Source organism: Streptomyces sp. NBC_01750, assembly GCF_035918095.1.
Lineage (GTDB): Bacteria > Actinomycetota > Actinomycetes > Streptomycetales > Streptomycetaceae > Streptomyces.
Genome location: NZ_CP109137.1, coordinates 4,493,139 through 4,512,351 on the forward strand (window position 1 = coordinate 4,493,139; position 19,213 = coordinate 4,512,351).

A 19,213-nucleotide genomic window follows, 5' to 3' on the forward strand; every position below is an offset into this window, starting at 1 on the left:
GGGTAGCAATGAACGCGCCGTACGACGGTGACCGCGGTCAGGGCGCGGGCGGAGACCCGGTAGACCAGGTTCCTGCTCCGCCGCCGCAGCCTGCCCCGGACCCGTACACACAGGACCCGTACGTCCAGGACGCCTACGCCCGTGATCCGTACCAGGCGCAGGATCTGTCCGCCCAGGACCCGGTGGCGGAGGCGCTCTACGACCGCGCCTCGCACCCGCCGCCGGCTCCGGGCACGTATCCGGAGCCGCAGGCGCTGTACCAGCAGCCGCCGACTCCGCAGCATGCCCCGGACCCCCGTGTCTGGGCGCAGACCCCGCCGCCCGAGCCCGCCGGACCGTCGCGTCATCTGCCGTACGGGGAGAACGCCGGCACCACCCAGTTCACGGGCGTGGACGATTTGGTCACCCGGGCAGTCGAGGAGGAACCGGAGCCTGACGCGTTCGCGCACCTTTTCCGGGACCAGCAGGCCTCGGGTCAGCCCTCGCCCGATTCCGAGCCGATCCCGGCGACGCCCGCCCCCAAGAAGGCGAGCGGCCGGGTCTCCGGCCTGATGAAGTCCAGCGCGGTGATGGCGGCGGGCACCCTGGTCTCCCGACTCACCGGCTTCGTACGCAGCCTGGTTATCACCGCTGCGCTGGGCGCCTCACTGCTCGGTGACACCTACACCGTGGCGTACACCCTGCCGACGATGATCTACATCCTCACCGTTGGAGGCGGCCTCAACTCCGTCTTCGTGCCGCAGCTGGTGCGCTCGATGAAGAACGACGAGGACGGCGGCGAGGCTTATGCCAACCGTCTGCTCACCCTCGTCATGGTGGCGCTCGGAATCATCGTCGCCATCGCGGTATTCGCGGCACCGCTGCTCATCCATCTGATGTCGGACACCATCGCCAGCAGACCGGCGGCCAACAGCGTCGCTGTGACCTTCGCCCGGTACTGCCTGCCCACGATATTCTTCATGGGCGTGCACGTGGTGATGGGCCAGATCCTCAACGCACGTGGGAAGTTCGGCGCGATGATGTGGACTCCGGTCCTCAACAACATCGTCATGATCGCCACATTTGGCCTGTTCATCTGGGTCTACGGCACCTCTGCCGAATCCCAGATGGGTGTCCAGACGATCCCGCCGGAGGGTGTCCGGCTGCTGGGCATCGGGACCCTGCTCGGTCTCGTCGTCCAGGCCCTGTCGATGATCCCGTATCTGCGCGAGACAGGGTTCCGCTTCCGTCCCCGCTTCGACTGGAAGGGCCACGGGCTCGGCAAGACGGTCAAGCTGGCCAAGTGGACCGTGCTGTTCGTTCTTGCCAACCAGGCGGGTGTGCTGGTCGTTACCCAGCTCGCCACCGCCGCCGGTGAGGCTTCCGGAAGGTCGGGCGCCGGTATCCTCGCCTACACCAACGCCCAGCTGATCTGGGGCATGCCGCAGGCCATCATCACCGTTTCGGTGATGGCCGCCCTGCTGCCCCGCATCTCCCGCGCCGCCCACGACAACGACCCGGGGGCCGTGCGCGACGACATCTCGCAGGGCCTGCGGAACTCTGCGGTCGCCATCGTCCCGGTCGCGTTCGCATTCCTCGCCCTCGGCGTCCCGATGTCCACGCTTCTGTTCGCCTCCAGCGGCCTGGAGTCTGCCCGGGGGATGGGCTTCATCCTCATGGCGTTCGGTCTCGGCCTCATCCCGTTCTCCGTGCAGTACGTCGTACTGCGCGGCTTCTACGCGTACGAGGACACCCGCACGCCCTTCTACAACACCGTCATCGTCGCCGGGGTCAATGCAGCCGCCTCCGCGCTCTGTTACGTGGTCCTGGCGCCCCAGTGGGCGGTTGTGGGTATGGGCGCCTCGTACGGGCTCGCCTACGCCGTGGGCGTGGGCGTTGCCTGGCGTCGGCTGAAGAACCGGCTGGGCGGCGACCTGGACGGCTCCCGCATCATGCGTACGTACACCCGGCTCGGCATGGCCTCCGTCCCGGCGGCGATCACCGGCGGCGCGGTCGCCTTCTTCATCATGAAGGCCCTCGGCAACGGCGCCGGAGGCTCACTCGTCGCGCTGGTCGCCGGCGGGATCATGCTGCTTGGCGTCTTCTTCGTCGCCGCGAAGCGGATGCGCATCGACGAGCTCAACGCCCTGGTAGGCATGGTCCGTGGACGCCTCGGACGCTAGGGCAGCGAGTACCGCACAACCATCGTCGGCCGCCGTGTGTCGTGCATAGCGGCCGACTGTGGGCACAATTGGCATGGCTGTTGGATAGGGCGCAACGGATGGGGAGGCAGGAGCGACGGTGGCGGAACGTAGCACGGCTGCCGTCGACGTGGCCGAGAACAGCGGAGACGAACCGCTGACCGCGCAGGCGGACAAGGCCACGACCGACGGGGCGGCGGAATCCCAGAACTCGGCGGAGAAGACCGCACCGGACACGGGCAGCGAACGGCAGGACACCGAACCCGCCATCGCGGCACCCGAACTGCACAGTGGCCACAAGCTCGCCAGACGCTACCGCCTCGAGGAGTGCGTCACCCGTCTGGACGGATTCAGCAGCTGGCGTGCTGTCGACGAGAAGTTGCGTCGTGCGGTAGGGGTGCATCTACTCCCGGCCGATCACCCGAGGGCGCGCTCCGTGCTCGCGGCGGCCCGCTCCTCCGCGCTCCTCGGCGACCCTCGTTTCGTACAGGTCCTGGACGCCGTCGAAGAGAACGACCTCGTCTACGTCGTCCACGAGTGGATTCCGGACGCGACCGAGCTGACGGCTCTGCTCGCCATGGGCCCCATGGAGCCTCACGACGCGTACCAGCTGGTCGACCAGCTCTCCCAGGCCATGGCCGCGGCGCACCGTGAGGGCCTTGCCCACCTCAGGCTCACCCCGGGCGCGGTGCTGCGGAGCTCCACCGGGCAGTACCGGATCCGCGGCCTCGCGGTGAACGCCGCTCTGCGCGGAATCACCGCCGAGGGGCCACAGCGCGCCGACACCGAGGCGATCGGTGCGCTTCTCTACGCGGCACTGACGCATCGGTGGCCGTACGAGAACGACGCGTACGGCCTCTCCGGGCTGCCCAAGGGCGTGGGGCTGCTCGCCCCCGACCAGGTGCGGGCCGGCGTTCACCGCGGTCTCTCGGAACTCGCCATGCGGGCCCTGGTCAACGACGGTGCCACCGCCTCCCGCCAGGAGCCGCCGTGCACCACGCCCGACGAGCTGGCCAAGGCCGTGGCGGCGATGCCACGCATCCGCCCGCCGGAGCCCGCGTTCGCCTCACCACCGGAGTACCAGCGCACGACCTACCAGCAGGGCAACTACGCCCGTCCTGCGTCCCGCCCGGGCACAAACACTGCCCAGCCGGTTCCCGCCCCTCCGGCACCGCTCCAGAGCCGCACCGGCAAGGTCCTCAAGTGGACCGTGGCCGCGCTTCTCATCGCCGCGCTGGGGCTGGGCAGCTGGCAGGTGGCGGACAAGCTGATCGACCGCGACAAGGACCGCGGCGATCCGGGCAACTCGCAGACGGACAGCGGCGAAAAGAACGCGGCGCCCGCTTCCGGCAAGCCGGTCGCCATCGCCGGTGCCCGTGACTTCGACCCGTTCGGGGACCATTCCGAGAAACCGGCCGGGATAAAAGACAGCTACGACGGCAACCCTGCGACGTACTGGACCACCGACGGCTACTTCCAGAGCGGGGACTTCGGACGGCTGAAGCCGGGCGTCGGCATCATTCTCGATCTCGGCAAGGTCCAGCAGGTCGGCACCGTGGACGTCTCGTTCCTCGGCGGAGACACCTCCGTGGAGCTGCGGGCAGCGTCCGAAGATGCCTCGTCCGAACCGACAACCCTCGACGGCTTCAAGAAGGTCGCCAACGGATCCGGTTCGAATGTGTCCCTCAAGCCCGGCGAGCCGGTGCGGGCACGGTACGTTCTGGTCTGGCTGACCAAACTGCCGCAGAGCGGCGAGGGCAACTTCCGGGGCAAGGTCTCGGAGATCAAGATCACCAGCTGACGGCATCAGGGGAGGGGGCTCACCGTTGGACGACGCGACACTCGGCGACACAAGCGACCAGGACCTTCTGGCACGCCACGTCGCGGGGGACCCGGATGCCTTCGGTGAGCTGGTACGGCGCCACCGTGACAGGCTCTGGGCCGTCGCCCTGCGCACCCTGGGCGATCGTGAAGAGGCTGCGGACGCGGTCCAGGACGCTCTTGTCTCCGCCTTCCGGGCCGCCCATACCTTCCGCGGCCAGTCCGCCGTCACTACCTGGCTCCATCGCATCACCGTGAACGCCTGTCTCGACCGGGCCCGCAAGGCTGCCTCGCGGAAGACCTCCCCCGTCGACGACACCGAAAGGCTGGAGCAGCTACTTGAGCCTCATGAATCCGCCGAGGCTCCGGTCGAGCGTAAGGATGTCCACCGCGAACTAGTGGCCGCGCTGGCGAAGCTTCCCGTCGATCAGCGGGCCGCGCTGGTACTGGTCGATATGCAGGGCTACCCCGTCGCGGAGGCGGCCCGCGTCCTCGATGTGCCCACCGGGACCGTCAAGAGCCGCTGCGCGCGTGGGCGGGCGCGGCTGTTGCCCATGCTCACTCATCTGCGGAGCGATACCGGGGATAACACCGAGGTCAGCATGGGAAGGAACCGGACGCCGGGGACATCCGTCCCACCGGCGTCGGGACAAAGGGACGCAGGGCCGAATGACCCTGCAGCTGTGAAGGGCGGAGGTGGGCGCGCGTGACATCCACAGCCGACACGGCTCAGCACCCTGACGTCTCGGAGATCTCCGACCTCACCGAAGGTCTTCTCTCGCCGGAGCGTACGGCCGATGTGCGACAGCATCTTGACGGGTGTCCCCTATGCGCGGATGTACGTACATCGCTCGAGGAGATCCGTGGGCTGCTCGGCACGCTCCCCGGAGCGCAACGGATGCCCGCCGACATCGCCGGCCGTATCGACGCCGCTCTGGCCGCCGAGGCTCTTCTGGACGCCACAGCGCCCGAAGAGTCCGCAGATGTTTCACGTGAAACAGCACCCGTCGCTCAGCAGACGGACATCACGTCGGCCGACCGGCCGGCGGGCCGCCCTCGCGCTGCCACCGGTCCCGGCCGCAGCCGCCAGACAAGGCGGCGGCGCCGCACAGCCGTCCTCGGTGCCGTCTTCAGCGCGGCCGCAGTAGGCGTCAGCGTCCTGCTCTTCCAGTCCCTGCAGTCCACCGGCGACAACAGCGCAGACTCCGCGAAGAAGGAGGCAAGCGTCAGCTCCGCTGCCGGTGGCACCCACGACTTCTCCGAGTCCGGACTCCAGGGCCGCGTGAAGGCTCTGGTCGCCACCAGCCCCCGTCAGGGGGAGCCCAGAATAGAGAAAGGGCCGTCTCTCGACACCGAGTCCACCCCCGTCTCGCCCAAGCGCAAGCCGGGAGTGGGTGTGCCGCCCTGCATCCAGAAGGGCACCGGCCGGACTGACACTCCGATCGCCTTCGAGCGGGGTCGGTACAGGGGCAGTAATGCCTACCTCGTGGTGCTGCCGCACCCCACGGACAGCGGTCGGGTCCAGGCATATGTGATCGACGCCGCCTGCGTCGACACCGCCCCCGCGCCGACTGGCAAGCTGCTGCTGACGAACACCTACCCTCGCCGCTGACACACCCCTCTGCGCCACTCGGACGTACCGGGAATGCAAGCCCCGTAGGATCCGTTGGGTGGGGTGAGAGTCATTGAACCGGCCCCCGTAGGCAGCAGGCAGTCCGCAGAAACGAGGAAACAACCCGTGAGCGACGTCCGTAACGTGATCATCATTGGCTCCGGGCCCGCCGGCTACACGGCCGCGCTGTACACCGCGCGCGCATCGCTGCAGCCGCTGGTGTTCGAGGGGGCCGTCACCGCCGGCGGTGCACTGATGAACACGACGGAGGTGGAGAACTTCCCCGGCTTCCGCGACGGCATCGTGGGCCCGGACCTGATGGACAACATGCGCGCACAGGCTGAGCGCTTCGGTGCCGAGCTGGTCCCGGACGATGTCATCTCCGTCGACCTCACGGGCGAGATCAAGACCGTCACTGACACGGCAGGCACCGTTCACCGTGCCAAGTCCGTGATCGTCACCACAGGTTCGCAGCACCGCAAGCTCGGTCTGCCGAACGAGGACGCGCTCTCCGGACGCGGCGTCTCGTGGTGCGCGACCTGTGACGGCTTCTTCTTCAAGGACCAGGACATCGCCGTGATCGGCGGCGGTGACACCGCGATGGAGGAGGCCACCTTCCTCTCCCGCTTCGCCAAGTCCGTCACCATCGTCCACCGCCGCGACACCCTGCGCGCCTCCAAGGCCATGCAGGACCGCGCCTTCGCCGACCCGAAGATCTCCTTCGCCTGGGACAGCGAGGTCGCTACGATCCACGGCGAGCAGAAGCTCTCCGGTCTGACCCTGCGCAACACCAAGACCGCCGAGACCTCTGAACTTCCTGTGACAGGACTGTTCATCGCCGTGGGCCACGACCCGCGCACCGAGCTCTTCAAGGGCCAGCTCGAGCTGGATGACGAGGGCTACCTGCAGGTCGAGGCGCCGTCGACGCGTACCAACCTGACCGGTGTCTTCGGAGCGGGTGATGTCGTCGACCACACCTACCGTCAGGCCATCACCGCAGCCGGCACAGGCTGTTCCGCCGCCCTCGACGCTGAGCGCTTCCTCTCTGCGCTCTCCGACGGCGAGAACGCCGCCGAGCCGGAGAAGACTTCCGCGGTCTGACCCCGCCCCCTGCACCATCCCCCTCACACTCCCGCAATGATGTAAGGAGGCCGCCGTGGCCGGCGCCCTGAAGAACGTGACCGATGAGACCTTCGAAGAGGATGTCCTCAAGAGCGACAAGCCCGTACTGGTCGACTTCTGGGCTGCCTGGTGCGGCCCCTGCCGCCAGATTGCGCCGTCCCTCGAGGCCATCGCAGCCGAGCACGGCGACAAGATCGAGATCGTGAAGCTCAACATCGACGAGAACCCGGCCACCGCTGCCAAGTACGGGGTCATGTCCATCCCTACGCTGAACGTCTACCAGAACGGCGAGGTTGCCAAGACGATCGTCGGTGCGAAGCCGAAAGCCGCGATCGTCCGCGACCTCGAGGGCTTCATCGGCGAGTAGTGCCGCGCCGCTGTTTCACGTGAAACACGAATGGGCTCATCCCCGTGAGGGATGAGCCCATTCTCGCGTTCATACTCACAACGGCCGGAGCACCGGCTCCTTCTGAACAGCGCCGAGCAGCCGGTCCAACGCCAACTCCACGTCTTCCTTCCAGGAGAGCGTGGTCCGCAGTTCCAGCCTCAACCGGGGGTAGGTGGGATGGGGACGCACGGTCTTGAAGCCCACGGCCAGCAGATGGTCGGCGGGCAGCACACAGGCTGGCTCCTTCCAGCGGGCATCACCGAACGCCTCGATCGCCCGGAAGCCACGCCGCAGTAGATCCTTGGCGACGGTCTGCACCATCACCCGCCCCAGCCCCTGCCCCTGATACCCCGGCATGATCCAGGCAGTCATCAGCTGCACGGCGTCCGGTGAAACAGGGCTCGTCGGAAACGCGGTGGAGCGCGGCACATACGCCGGAGGCGCGTAGAGAACGAAGCCGACAGGTACCTCGTCAACGTAGACGACCCTGCCGCAGGATCCCCACTCGAGCAGCACAGCCGAGATCCAGGCCTCTTTCTCCAGGCCTGGAGTTCCCGCCTTTACCGCGGCTTCTCCACTGACTGGATCAAGCTCCCAGAAGACACACGCACGACACCGCTTGGGAAGGTCCGAAAGGTTGTCCAGCGTGAGTGGTGCGAGCCGACGCCCCATGAAGGCCATTCCTCACTTCCCTCGCCTGCCGCGCTACGAGCGGCTGCCAGCGCGCTCCTCTCGCAGAGCAGGCTGCTGACAAACCCGCCCACTGCCCCCAGGCCCAAGCCGGCTGTCACCAACTGGCTGCGGCTCACCGATCGCATAGCCCCCGCCCTCCCTCTGAGGTGGATCAAGGTGGATGCGCTATACCAGAACGCATCGTATCCACCCAGCCCCGGCACGGGTACCGCGCGACGGCAAAGGGCAGACCGTGTTCTCCAACCATCGGACACGGCCCGCCCCTGGCGGTACTGCGGAAGGCCTCAGCCCTCGTCGTCCTCAGCGGGCTCCTCGTCGAGTCCCTGCTCCAGGACTCGTCCCTCGCCTGGGGCAAGGGTGCCGAGGATCCGCTCCAGATCGTCTATCGACGCGAACTCGACAACGATCTTGCCCTTCTTCTGGCCGAGGTCGACCTTCACTCGGGTCTCGAACCGGTCCGAGAGCCGTGAAGCCAGGTCGGTGAGCGCCGGCGACAGACGGGCACCGGCCCGCGGACTCTTCGGCTTGGACGTGCTCTTGGGGTTCGAGTTGATCAGGGTCACGATCTCTTCGACCGCACGCACCGAGAGCCCCTCGGCGACGATCCGGTGCGCAAGCCGGTCCTGCTCCTCGGAGTCCTCCACCGAGAGCAGCGCCCGCGCATGACCGGCCGACAGCACTCCCGCGGCGACCCTGCGCTGAACGGGAGGCGAGAGGCGCAACAGACGCAGCGTGTTGGACACCTGCGGACGTGAGCGTCCGATCCGGTCGGCCAGCTGATCGTGCGTGCAGTTGAAGTCCTTGAGGAGCTGGTCGTAGGCGGCAGCCTCCTCCAGCGGGTTCAGTTGGGCACGGTGCAGGTTCTCGAGCAGTGCGTCCAGAAGGAGCTTCTCGTCGTCCGTGTGCCGGACGATCGCAGGAATTCTCTCGAGACCCGCCTCGCGGCAGGCCCGCCACCGGCGCTCGCCCATGATGAGCTCATAGCGCTCGGGCCCCGACTGCCTCACGACAACGGGCTGGAGAAGCCCCACTTCCTTGATGGAGGTGACCAGCTCCGCAAGAGCGTCCTCGTCGAACACTTCACGCGGCTGGCGCGGGTTGGGCGTGATGGTGTCGATCGGCAACTCGGCGAAGTGTGCGCCGGCCGGCTCCACTGGCTGCGGTACAGCCTCCGGTTCGGGCGCAGGCGTGATCGCCTCCGGCGGAGGGGAAGCGTTGGGCAGTGTGGTCACCTTCGCCGCCGCCACACCACGTTCCGCGGTCAGCACCGGAGCCGCTCCCGGAGGATTCGAGGCCCCGGAAGGGGGCACCGTCTTCTCCTGGGGAGCGGCAGGGATCAGCGCACCCAGCCCACGCCCCAATCCTCTACGTCGCTCGCTCACTGGATCCCCTCCGACATGTTCTGCTGGCTGTTCTGGCTGCCCACCTGGGCATGCTGCGGGTCGTAGTGGATCCCGACCCCCCGCAGCGCGATCTCACGGGCCGCCTCAAGATACGACAGGGATCCACTGGAACCCGGATCGTAGGTCAGCACCGTCTGTCCATAGCTAGGCGCCTCCGAGATCCGCACCGAGCGCGGGATGCTCGTCCGCAGCACCTCGTTGCCGAAGTGGCTGCGCACTTCGTCGGCCACCTGGGAAGCGAGCCGGGTCCTGCCGTCGTACATGGTGAGAAGGATCGTCGAGACATGCAGGTCCGGGTTGAGATGACCGCGCACCAGATCCACGTTCCGCAGCAGCTGACCCAGACCCTCCAGTGCGTAGTACTCGCACTGGATGGGGATCAGGACCTCAGCGCCGGCAACCAGGGCATTGACGGTCAGCAGACCGAGCGACGGCGGGCAGTCGATGAGGATGTAGTCCAAGGGCTGCTCATAGGCCTGGATCGCCCGCTGCAGTCGGCTCTCCCGCGCCACCAGCGACACCAGCTCGATCTCCGCACCGGCGAGATCGATGGTGGCGGGGGCGCAGAAGAGACCTTCGACGTCCGGGACCGGTTGGACCACCTCGGAGAGCGGTCTGCTCTCCACCAGGACGTCATAGATCGAGGGGACTTCGGCGTGGTGATCGATCCCCAGCGCCGTGGAGGCGTTGCCCTGTGGATCCAGATCCACTACCAGAACGCGCGCGCCATGCAGCGCCAGCGAGGCGGCGAGGTTGACCGTAGTAGTGGTCTTGCCCACGCCGCCCTTCTGATTGGCGACCACCATGACGCGTGTGTGCTCAGGTCGGGGCAGACCCTCACCGGCACGCCCCAGCGCCTCCACGGCCAGCTGGGCAGCACGGCCGATGGGGGTGTCGTCCATCGGGGGCGGTGTTTCACGTGAAACATCCTCCCCCGATGACTCGGTACGGGGACCGGGGACCGGATCGGTCATCGGTCCCGCGATGTTGGCGTCGGACCGCAAGGATTCACTCTCCTCGACTTCAGGCTCGCAATGAGCAGAGCCTGCCATGCTTTCGGGGTCGTGAACCAGCGAGGCCCCTGGTTCTGTGGAGGAATCCACCTCTGTGGACAATTCCGTAGCCCTCAAGAGGGGCTTCCGGTCCCGCATCGGGGCGGCAGCACGGCCGCGGCTGATGATTCCCTGCAGCAGTGAGCGACGTTTCACGTGAAACACGATGCACTCGCCGCGGGACTACAGCCGCACGACACTCCGAAATGCGTACGTATGGCAGCTTGTATGGAGCATCGCTGATAGACAGTACGGACTGTACGGATCAGCGACGCCGCCGGGTACGACTGGTCCGGGCAGCCTTGGCCCGCTTCGCCGCGAAGCGCACTCCGCCGGGACTCTCTCCAACTTCCACACGCACCACGGTGGAGAGCGGGTCGACGATCCCCTCGCCGACATGCAGCACTGAGGTCTCCACCACACCGAGCTTGCTCAGTGCAGCACGGGCCCCCTGGAGTTCCGCCTCTGCGGTGTCGCCCTTAAGTGCCAGCATCTCTCCGTACGGGCGCAGCAAAGGCACTCCCCAACCCGCCAGCCGGTCCAGCGGCGCCACAGCGCGCGCCGTCACCACATGCACGGGAGGCAGCTTGCCGAGCACCTCCTCGGCTCGGCCCCGGACGACGGTCACATGGTCCAAACCGAGCAGTTCGACCACTTCCTGGAGGAAGTTCGTCCGCCGCAGCAGCGGTTCGAGGAGCGTGATCTTCAAGTCCGGCCGTACCAGCGCCAGCGGAATGCCCGGGAGGCCCGCCCCCGAACCGACATCGCAGACCGTGACGCCCGCGGGCACTACCTCCGAGAGCACCGCACAGTTCAGCAGATGTCGCTCCCACAGTCGCGGCACCTCACGGGGACCGATCAGGCCGCGCCTCACTCCCGCGTCAGCGAGCAGCTCCGCGTACCGCACGGCCTCCGGGAAGACTTCTCCGAATACCGTCCGCGCCTCTTCGGGCGCCTGGGGAAGCTCTACTTCCTCCGTCACGGGAACCGTCCTTCCGTACCGCACTGTCGCGATGTGGACTGTGATGGCTGACTATCAGGCTGACAAAGATCGGCCCCGCCTGCGAACAGACGGGGCCGAGGAAACGATCGAGGTCAGGCCGGGAGTACGACGACGAAGCGCTGCGGCTCCTCGCCCTCGGACTCACTGCGCAGACCCGCGGCGGCGACCGCGTCATGCACAACCTTGCGCTCGAACGGCGTCATCGGGTTCAGCTTCACCGGCTCACCGGTGCTCTTCACCTCGTCGGCCGCCTTCGCGCCCAGCTCGGCGAGCTCCGTGCGCTTCTGGGCCCGGAAGCCCGCGATATCCAGCATCAGCCGGCTCCGGTCCCCGGTCTCCCGGTGCACAGCGAGCCGCGTCAGCTCCTGGAGAGCCTCCAGGACCTCGCCGTCGCGGCCCACGAGCTTCTGCAGATCCCGGCTGCCCCGGTCGCTGATGATCGAGACCGCTGCCCGGTCCGCCTCGACGTCCATGTCGATGTCGCCGTCAAGATCGGCGATGTCGAGCAGACCCTCGAGGTAGTCGGCCGCGATCTCCCCTTCCTGCTCGAGGCGGGTCAGGGTGTCGCCACTCTCGGCGGGGGCGGAGATGGTGCCTTCCGTCACGGATGGACTCCTTCTTGCTTACTTCTTGGACGACGGGTGCTTGGGCCGCTGCTGGCCCTTGCGCTGTCCGGACTTGGGCTGCTGGCGTGCGGAGCCTGAGGCGGGCTTGCCCGGCTTGGCGTCCTGCGGGGTGTCCTTCTGCAGCGAAGGCTTCGAAGCCGATTCGGCGGCATCAGCATCAGTGTCCTTCGCCGCGCCCGGCTGGGCAGCGGCGGACTGACGCTTCGCCTTGGTCTGGCGCTTGGGCTGCTGCCGCCTCTGAGCGGCGCCGCCCTCGGCCTCGGCCACTGCGACGTCGCTCTTGGTCACCGTGCCGTCCGCCTGAGCGGCGAAGCCCGCCTTGGCAAGCCCAGAGATGAACCGGCGCTCGTTCTCGTTGCGGTCCGGGCCCTTGGCCACGATCGCCTGGATCACGTTCCGCTTCCGCCGCGACTTGACCTCGCTGTGAACGGTCACGCCCTTCAGCAGACGCTGCAGGTAGTGGTCCTGAGCCTTGCTGCCCGGCGTCGGGTTCTGGTTGATCACGAACATCTGCTGGCCCATGGTCCACACGTTGGTGGTCAGCCAGTAGATGAGGACACCGACGGGGAAGTTGATACCCATCACGGCAAAGATGACCGGGAAGATGTACATCAGCATCTTCTGCTGCTGCATGTACGGCGTCTTGACCGTCAGGTCGACGTTCTTCTGCATCAGCTGGCGCTGCGTGTAGAACTGCGACGCCGACATCATGATGATCATGACCGCGGTGACAATGCGCACATCGGTCAGCGAGGCACCGAGGGCAGCAACCTCCGACGTACTGTCCGTGAACTTCGACGCAAGCGGGGCACCGAAGATGTGTGCCTGGCGCGCACTGTCCAGCAGCGACTCATTGATGACGCCGATGGTCTTGCCCGAGGCGATGCTGGAGAGCACGTGGTACAGAGCGAAGAAGAACGGCGACTGCGCGAGGATCGGAAGACACGAGGAGAGCGGGTTGGTGCCCGTCTCCTTGTACAGCTTCATCATCTCTTCGGACTGACGCTGCTTGTCGCTCTTGTAGCGCTCCTGGATCGCCTTCATCTTCGGCTGGAGCGCCTGCATGTTCCGGGTCGACTTGATCTGCTTCACAAAGAGCGGGATCAGACAGATCCGGATGAGGATCACCAGCGACACGATGGACAGTCCCCAGGCCCAGCCCGTGTTAGGGCCGAAGATCGCCCCGTAGACGGTGTGGAACTGGACGATGACCCACGAAACAGGTGTGGTGATAAAGCTGAAGAGACTGGCAATCGTGTCCACTAATCAGGCTCCTTGAGCATTTGGCGAGGTCTCTGCTGCCGGACTCGGGGGTTCGGGGGCCGACTCCCGGGGAGGCACATCGGCGGCGGAGTGCCCGCCCTTGCTGCCACGCAAGGCATCACGCAGCAGTTCGTGCCAACGCGGATGCTTGCGCGGCGGCACATGGTCCACGCCACCCGGCGACCATGGATTGCATCGCAGGATGCGCCAGGCGGTCAGCACTGTGCCCTTGATCGCGCCATGCCGGTCGATGGCTGTATATCCGTAGTGAGAACACGACGGGTAGTACCTGCAGACAGGGCCCAGCAGCGGGCTGATCGTCCACTGGTACAACTTGATCAGAGCCAGCAGCGGGTACTTCATCGCGCGCCCCCTCCCAGCAGCCGCTGGAGGGCGGCATCCAGGTCTCGGGCCAGCTGTTCATAAGCGGCGTCGCCCGCACCGGGCAGCGCCCGTACGACCACCAGGCTACCGGGGGGCAGCTCGGGGAGCCGTTCCCGTATCAGGTGGCGCAGTCTCCGCTTGACCTTGTTGCGTACGACTGCGCCGCCCACGGCCTTGCTCACGACGAAACCCGCACACGTCGGGGGAGCGCTCTCCCCAGGCGCGTGCGGGTCCGTTGCACCGCTGTGTAGATGGACGACGAGGAGCGGGCGACCGGCCCTGCGTCCCCGGCGTACCGCGGTCGCGAAGTCCTCGCGCCGCCTCAGCCGATTCTCGGTAGGCAGCACGTCATGACCTGTAAGCGATCAGGCGGACAGGCTGGCGCGACCCTTGCCACGGCGGTTCGCAAGAATCGCGCGGCCGGCACGGGTACGCATGCGCAGACGGAAGCCGTGGGTCTTGGCACGACGACGGTTGTTCGGCTGGAAGGTGCGCTTGCTCACTCGGGGGCTCCAGAAATGATTCGTAGATGGCGGGACATCGCCTGGCTGTCACCGTGCGCCCACGAGTAGCTCGCGTATACGCCCGAGTGCACCGCTTCACGATCACAGACCGTGATCTTTGCCCATCGGAGGCAGGCGGCAGCAGCCATCGACAACTCGACCTGGTCACGGTACGCGCGGCTACGCCATCCGGTCAAACCAGCCCCGTGACGGGGTCCACTATGCACAGGCTGTGGACAACAACTTGTACCGCGCGGCTCGGCCTGACTACCGTGGCTGAACTCCGATTCCTTTCCTGCCTGTCTTCCCATCCCGTCCCGAGAACCACACATTCGTGGGAAGGGACCTGTGAGAGAGCGTGCCTTGTGGCTGACGTACCTGCCGATCTTGCCGCAGTGTGGCCACGAGTGCTGGAGCAGCTCCTCGCGGAGGGCCAGCAGGGCATCGAGCCCAAGGACAAGCAGTGGATCGAGCGCTGCCAGCCCCTCGCGCTGGTGGCCGACACCGCTCTTCTCGCCGTTCCCAATGAATGGGGCAAGCGCGTCCTCGAAGGCCGGCTCGCCCCATTGATCAGCGAGACCCTCAGCCGTGAGTGCGGCCGTCCGATCCGAATCGCCATCACCGTCGACGACTCGGTGGGCGAGCCCCCGGCCCCCCAGACGCCGGCGCAACAGCAGCAGGCGCCCCGCTACCAGGGACCGCAGCACGACGAACCCCGCCAGAACGACCCTTACGAGGGGTACGGGCACCGGACCGGTGACGACGGACTGCCCACCGTCCGCCCTGCCTACCCCGAATACCAGCAGCACCAGCAGCAGCGACCGGAACCCGGCGCCTGGCCGCGTACCCAGGAGGACCTGTCCTGGCAGCAGCCGCGTCTCGGCGGCTTCCAGGACCGCGAGCCGTCCGCGGAGCAATGGCGCGAGCCGTACGCGACCGCCCGGCCGCGCCAGCCGCAGCACGACTACCGGCAGCCGCAACCGCCCGACCGCCAGCAGTACGAGCAGCACCAGCAGCAGCGACCGGAGCGGCACGAGCTGCCTGAGCGCCGGGCCCCGCACCGCGGCGCTCCTGGAGGAGCGCCCGGACCGCTGGGCGCGCAGCCGTCGCCGGCGCCCCGTCCCGGCGAGCCGCATGCCCGCCTCAACCCGAAGTACCTCTTCGACACCTTCGTCATCGGTGCGTCCAACCGGTTCGCGCACGCCGCGGCCGTCGCGGTCGCCGAGGCGCCGGCCAAGGCGTACAACCCCCTCTTCATCTATGGGGAGTCGGGACTCGGCAAGACCCACCTGCTGCATGCCATCGGGCACTACGCGCGCAGCCTCTACCCCGGCACGCGGGTGCGGTATGTCAGCTCCGAGGAGTTCACGAACGAGTTCATCAACTCGATCCGCGACGGCAAGGGTGACACCTTCCGCAAGCGCTACCGCGATGTGGACATCCTGCTGGTCGACGACATCCAGTTCCTGGCGAGCAAGGAGTCGACGCAGGAGGAGTTCTTCCACACGTTCAATACGCTCCACAACGCCAACAAGCAGATCGTGCTCTCCTCCGACCGGCCGCCCAAGCAGCTGGTGACGCTGGAGGACCGGCTTCGGAACCGCTTCGAGTGGGGTCTGACCACCGACGTACAACCGCCGGAGCTGGAGACGCGGATTGCCATCCTCCGTAAGAAGGCGGTACAGGAGCAGCTCAACGCTCCGCCGGAGGTGCTGGAGTTCATCGCCTCGCGGATCTCTCGCAACATCCGCGAGCTGGAGGGTGCGCTGATCCGGGTGACTGCGTTCGCGTCACTCAACCGGCAGCCGGTGGACCTCGGGCTCACCGAGATCGTCCTCAAGGACTTGATCCCGGGTGGGGAGGACTCGGCCCCCGAGATCACCGCGAGTGCGATCATGGCGGCGACCGCCGACTACTTCGGTCTGACGGTGGAGGATCTCTGCGGATCCTCGCGCAGCCGGGTGCTGGTGACGGCACGCCAGATCGCCATGTACCTCTGCCGTGAGCTCACCGACCTGTCGCTGCCGAAGATCGGTGCGCAGTTCGGCGGCCGCGACCACACGACCGTGATGCACGCGGACCGCAAGATCCGTGCGCTGATGGCCGAGCGACGCTCCATCTACAACCAGGTCACCGAGCTCACCAACCGCATCAAGAACGGCTGACGAGCCGGCACAGCAATCGCTGAAGAGGCCTTCGAGGGCGCTCCGGGACGAAATCCCGGGGCGCCCTTTCGGCGTTCCGCAGCCGCTCCGCGGATGTCCGGTGTTCGAATACACCGCCACGGGGCGGGTTCTCCACAGATCTGGGGAGGATCTTCCCTCCACAGCCTGGGGACTGGGAAGTTGTCCAGATTGCATCCACAGGGGCGACTGCCGGGACTTCATCACGGCAGGTCAGACGGCTGTGGATTTGTGGCCAACTCTGTTCCACAGGCTGTGGACGCAGAAACCGTCCACAGGACGTGATCGATGTTGTCCACCGGCGACCCACAGGCTATGCCGCGTTGCCCACAGCTTCTCCACACCCCTGTCCACTGTTCGGCAACGAACCAGCAGGTCTCACCGTGTCGAGTGAAAGGCGTCACACCAACGAGGTCGGTTGGGCTGTGGGGAACGTGGGTAAAGCTGGGGACAGCGCTGGGGAGAAGTCCCCTCAGGCTGTGCATCGGATGTGCAGAACTTTCGGGCGTCCACAGAAGAGCCGGGTTGTCCACCGGCTCCGCCCACAGGACCGGTGGACAAAAAAACGGGTCTGACCTGCGCAGATGACGTTATCCACGGTTTCCACAGGCCCTACTACTACTCCCACCTAGAGTTACCGGGAAATTCGCTTCGAAGAAGGCCCTGTGCACAACTGCAGCCCGGAACGTCGAGCACCTCTTGCGACGACTTGACCCCGACCCGCACCGACTGTCGGTGCCGTACGTCAGACTGGTCCCCGGCGACACAGCCGACGACGAAGGCCAGCAGGGCGAGCGAGCAACAGCAGGAGGCGGTTCCGGTGAAGATCCGGGTGGAGCGCGATGTACTCGCGGAGGCGGTGGCCTGGGTGGCCCGCAGCCTTCCGGCCCGTCCGCCGGCGCCCGTACTCGCGGGCCTTCTTCTGAAGGCGGAGGACGGTGCCCTCAGCTTCTCGAGCTTCGACTACGAGGTCTCGGCCCGTGTCTCGGTGGAGGCGGAGGTGGATGAGGACGGCACCGTTCTGGTCTCCGGCCGACTGCTTGCCGACATCTGCCGCGCTCTCCCCAACCGCCCGGTGGAGATTTCCACAGACGGTGTACGAGCGACCGTGGTCTGCGGCTCCTCGCGATTCACACTCCACACGCTGCCGGTGGAGGAGTACCCGGCGCTGCCGCAGATGCCGACCGCGACGGGCACCGTGCCCGGTGAGGTCTTCGCCTCCGCCGCCGCCCAGGTGGCCATCGCGGCCGGTCGCGACGACACGCTTCCCGTCCTCACCGGCGTGCGTATCGAGATCGAGGGCGACAGCGTCACGCTGGCCTCCACCGACCGTTACCGCTTCGCCGTCCGCGAGTTCCTGTGGAAGCCGGAGAACCCGGATGCGTCCGCCGTGGCGCTGGTGCCCGCCAAGACGCTGCTGGACACCGCCAAGGCGCTGACCAGCGGTGACACGGTCACTCTGGCGCTCTCCGGCTCGGGTGCGGGCGAGGGGCTGATCGGTTTCGAGGGTGCCGGGCGACGGACCACGACCCGACTGCTCGAAGGCGATCTGCCGAAGTACCGCACCCTCTTCCCCACTGAGTTCAACTCGATCGCTGTCATCGAGACCGCGCCCTTCGTGGAGGCCGTCAAGCGTGTGGCGCTCGTCGCCGAGCGGAACACCCCGGTGCGGCTCAGCTTCGAGCAGGGCGTGCTGATCCTCGAAGCCGGTTCCAGCGACGATGCACAGGCTGTGGAGCGTGTCGACGCGAACCTCGACGGCGACGACATCTCGATCGCCTTCAACCCGACCTTCCTGCTCGACGGTCTGAGCGCCATCGACTCGCCGGCCGCCCAGCTGTCCTTCACCACCTCGACCAAGCCCGCGCTGCTGAGCGGCAAGCCGGCTGTGGATGCCGAGGCCGACGAGGCGTACAAGTACCTGATCATGCCCGTCCGGCTGTCCGGCTGAGCCTCCCGATCGGGCTGAGACGGTGTGATCCCGACGGGCCTGCTTCCACCCGAGCAGGCCCGTCGGGCCGTGCGTACCGGCCGGGCGTAGGCTCAAAGCCGGGTACGAATCGGCATACAACGCTTAAGGAATCTGTGATGGAGCTCGGTCTCGTCGGCCTTGGCAAGATGGGCGGCAATATGCGCGAGCGCATCCGCCGCGCAGGCCACACTGTCATCGGCTACGACCGCAACCCGGACCTCGCCGATGTCCACAGCCTCGAGGAGCTTGTGGGCAAGCTGAAGGCCCCGCGGGTCGTGTGGGTGATGGTCCCGGCCGGCGCCGCGACCCAGTCCACCGTCGACGAGCTCGCCGATCTGCTCGAGCCGGGCGACGTGGTGGTGGACGGCGGCAACTCCCGCTGGACGGACGACGAGAAGCACGCGGTCGAGCTGGGCATCAAGCGCATCGGCTTCGTCGACTGCGGTGTCTCCGGCGGGGTCTGGGGCCTGGAGAACGGCTATGCGCTGATGTACGGCGGCGAGGCCGAGCACGTCGCGAAGGTTCAGCCGATCTTCGATGCGCTCAAGCCCGAGGGCGACTTCGGCGCGGTTCACGCGGGCAAGGTCGGCGCCGGTCACTTCGCCAAGATGGTTCACAACGGCATCGAGTACGCCATGATGCAGGCCTACGCCGAGGGCTGGGAGCTCCTGGAGAAGGTCCACTCCGTCACCGACGTACGCGAGGTATTCCGCTCCTGGCAGGCGGGCACGGTCATCCGTTCCTGGCTGCTCGACCTGGCGGTCAACGCGCTGGACGAGGACGAGCACCTGGAGAAGCTGCGCGGTTATGCACAGGACTCCGGCGAGGGCCGGTGGACTGTGGAAGCCGCGATCGACAACGCCGTGCCGCTGCCCGCGATCACCGCGGCGCTGTTCGCTCGGTTCGCGTCCCGTCAGGACGACTCCCCGCAGATGAAGATGATCGCGGCGCTGCGCAACCAGTTTGGCGGCCACGCGGTGGAGAGCAAGTAACCCTGAGCCGGGGGAG

The 19,213-nt window shown here is 67.1% G+C and carries 18 protein-coding genes; 9 read left to right on the top strand and 9 right to left on the bottom strand.

Annotated elements, in window-relative coordinates; translation table 11 throughout:
* Positions 1–8: 8 nt before the first annotated feature.
* From murJ to trxA, 6 genes are all read left to right on the top strand, one after another.
* Positions 9–2,162, top strand: coding sequence for a murein biosynthesis integral membrane protein MurJ (gene murJ, locus OG966_RS20190; RefSeq protein WP_326651133.1), 2,154 nt, complete (start codon positions 9–11; stop codon positions 2,160–2,162).
* A gap of 118 nt (positions 2,163–2,280) precedes the next feature.
* Positions 2,281–3,981 carry a protein kinase family protein gene (locus OG966_RS20195; RefSeq protein ID WP_326651134.1) on the top strand — a complete coding sequence of 567 codons (1,701 nt, stop codon included), beginning with the start codon at positions 2,281–2,283 and terminating at the stop codon, positions 3,979–3,981.
* 25 nt (positions 3,982–4,006) lie between these two features.
* Positions 4,007–4,711, top strand: coding sequence for an RNA polymerase sigma factor SigM (gene sigM / locus OG966_RS20200; protein WP_326651135.1), 705 nt, complete (start codon positions 4,007–4,009; stop codon positions 4,709–4,711).
* Positions 4,708–5,613, top strand: a complete 906-nt coding sequence (locus OG966_RS20205) for an anti-sigma factor (RefSeq protein WP_326651136.1) — start codon at positions 4,708–4,710, stop codon at positions 5,611–5,613. The genes sigM and OG966_RS20205 overlap by 4 nt, the downstream gene beginning before the upstream one ends.
* Before the next feature lie 126 nt (positions 5,614–5,739).
* Positions 5,740–6,714, top strand: coding sequence for a thioredoxin-disulfide reductase (gene trxB, locus OG966_RS20210; RefSeq protein WP_326651137.1), 975 nt, complete (start codon positions 5,740–5,742; stop codon positions 6,712–6,714).
* Between the two features lie 55 nt (positions 6,715–6,769).
* Positions 6,770–7,102, top strand: a complete 333-nt coding sequence (gene trxA, locus OG966_RS20215) for a thioredoxin (protein WP_326651138.1) — start codon at positions 6,770–6,772, stop codon at positions 7,100–7,102.
* A 75-nt stretch (positions 7,103–7,177) separates the two neighbouring features.
* Here trxA and OG966_RS20220 read toward each other — a convergent pair whose 3' ends face one another.
* From OG966_RS20220 to rpmH, 9 genes are all read right to left on the bottom strand, one after another.
* Positions 7,178–7,795 (bottom strand): GNAT family N-acetyltransferase, encoded by a 618-nt coding sequence (locus OG966_RS20220; protein ID WP_326651139.1) that lies wholly within the window; start codon positions 7,793–7,795, stop codon positions 7,178–7,180.
* Between the two features lie 305 nt (positions 7,796–8,100).
* Positions 8,101–9,198: a ParB/RepB/Spo0J family partition protein gene (locus tag OG966_RS20225; protein ID WP_326651141.1), complete on the bottom strand. Its 1,098-nt coding sequence runs from the start codon at positions 9,196–9,198 to the stop codon at positions 8,101–8,103.
* Positions 9,195–10,271 carry a ParA family protein gene (locus OG966_RS20230; RefSeq protein ID WP_326651142.1) on the bottom strand — a complete coding sequence of 359 codons (1,077 nt, stop codon included), beginning with the start codon at positions 10,269–10,271 and terminating at the stop codon, positions 9,195–9,197. The genes OG966_RS20225 and OG966_RS20230 overlap by 4 nt, the downstream gene beginning before the upstream one ends.
* A 265-nt stretch (positions 10,272–10,536) precedes the next feature.
* Positions 10,537–11,253: a 16S rRNA (guanine(527)-N(7))-methyltransferase RsmG gene (gene rsmG, locus OG966_RS20235; protein ID WP_326651143.1), complete on the bottom strand. Its 717-nt coding sequence runs from the start codon at positions 11,251–11,253 to the stop codon at positions 10,537–10,539.
* Between the two features lie 113 nt (positions 11,254–11,366).
* Positions 11,367–11,879, bottom strand: coding sequence for a Jag family protein (locus OG966_RS20240; protein ID WP_326651144.1), 513 nt, complete (start codon positions 11,877–11,879; stop codon positions 11,367–11,369).
* 18 nt (positions 11,880–11,897) lie between these two features.
* Complete coding sequence (yidC, locus tag OG966_RS20245; RefSeq protein ID WP_326651145.1) at positions 11,898–13,163, bottom strand: membrane protein insertase YidC; 1,266 nt, start codon at positions 13,161–13,163, stop codon at positions 11,898–11,900.
* Between the two features lie 3 nt (positions 13,164–13,166).
* Complete coding sequence (yidD, locus tag OG966_RS20250; RefSeq protein WP_326651146.1) at positions 13,167–13,526, bottom strand: membrane protein insertion efficiency factor YidD; 360 nt, start codon at positions 13,524–13,526, stop codon at positions 13,167–13,169.
* A complete protein-coding gene (gene rnpA / locus OG966_RS20255) occupies positions 13,523–13,894 on the bottom strand; it encodes a ribonuclease P protein component (RefSeq protein ID WP_326651147.1) in 372 nt (123 codons plus the stop codon). The genes yidD and rnpA overlap by 4 nt, the downstream gene beginning before the upstream one ends.
* An 18-nt stretch (positions 13,895–13,912) precedes the next feature.
* Positions 13,913–14,050, bottom strand: a complete 138-nt coding sequence (gene rpmH / locus OG966_RS20260) for a 50S ribosomal protein L34 (RefSeq protein WP_006381191.1) — start codon at positions 14,048–14,050, stop codon at positions 13,913–13,915.
* 365 nt (positions 14,051–14,415) lie between these two features.
* Here rpmH and dnaA point away from each other — a divergent pair, with 365 nt between their 5' ends.
* The 3 genes from dnaA to gnd all read left to right on the top strand — a co-directional run bounded on the left by dnaA (position 14,416) and on the right by gnd (position 19,197).
* Positions 14,416–16,215, top strand: a complete 1,800-nt coding sequence (gene dnaA / locus OG966_RS20265) for a chromosomal replication initiator protein DnaA (RefSeq protein ID WP_326651149.1) — start codon at positions 14,416–14,418, stop codon at positions 16,213–16,215.
* A gap of 838 nt (positions 16,216–17,053) precedes the next feature.
* Positions 17,054–18,184 carry a DNA polymerase III subunit beta gene (gene dnaN, locus OG966_RS20270; protein WP_326651150.1) on the top strand — a complete coding sequence of 377 codons (1,131 nt, stop codon included), beginning with the start codon at positions 17,054–17,056 and terminating at the stop codon, positions 18,182–18,184.
* 137 nt (positions 18,185–18,321) lie between these two features.
* Positions 18,322–19,197 carry a phosphogluconate dehydrogenase (NAD(+)-dependent, decarboxylating) gene (gene gnd / locus OG966_RS20275; RefSeq protein ID WP_326651151.1) on the top strand — a complete coding sequence of 292 codons (876 nt, stop codon included), beginning with the start codon at positions 18,322–18,324 and terminating at the stop codon, positions 19,195–19,197.
* Positions 19,198–19,213 lie beyond the last annotated feature (16 nt).

Bases quoted from the DNA above. Each gene is read 5' to 3' on its own strand.
- gnd (WP_326651151.1), top strand. From the start codon at position 18,322: ATGGAGCTCGGTCTCGTCGGCCTTGGCAAGATGGGCGGCAATATGCGC.
- murJ (WP_326651133.1), top strand. From the start codon at position 9: ATGAACGCGCCGTACGACGGTGACCGCGGTCAGGGCGCGGGCGGAGAC.
- OG966_RS20220 (WP_326651139.1), bottom strand. From the start codon at position 7,795: ATGGGGCGTCGGCTCGCACCACTCACGCTGGACAACCTTTCGGACCTT.
- yidD (WP_326651146.1), bottom strand. From the start codon at position 13,526: ATGAAGTACCCGCTGCTGGCTCTGATCAAGTTGTACCAGTGGACGATC.
- OG966_RS20230 (WP_326651142.1), bottom strand. From the start codon at position 10,271: ATGGCAGGCTCTGCTCATTGCGAGCCTGAAGTCGAGGAGAGTGAATCC.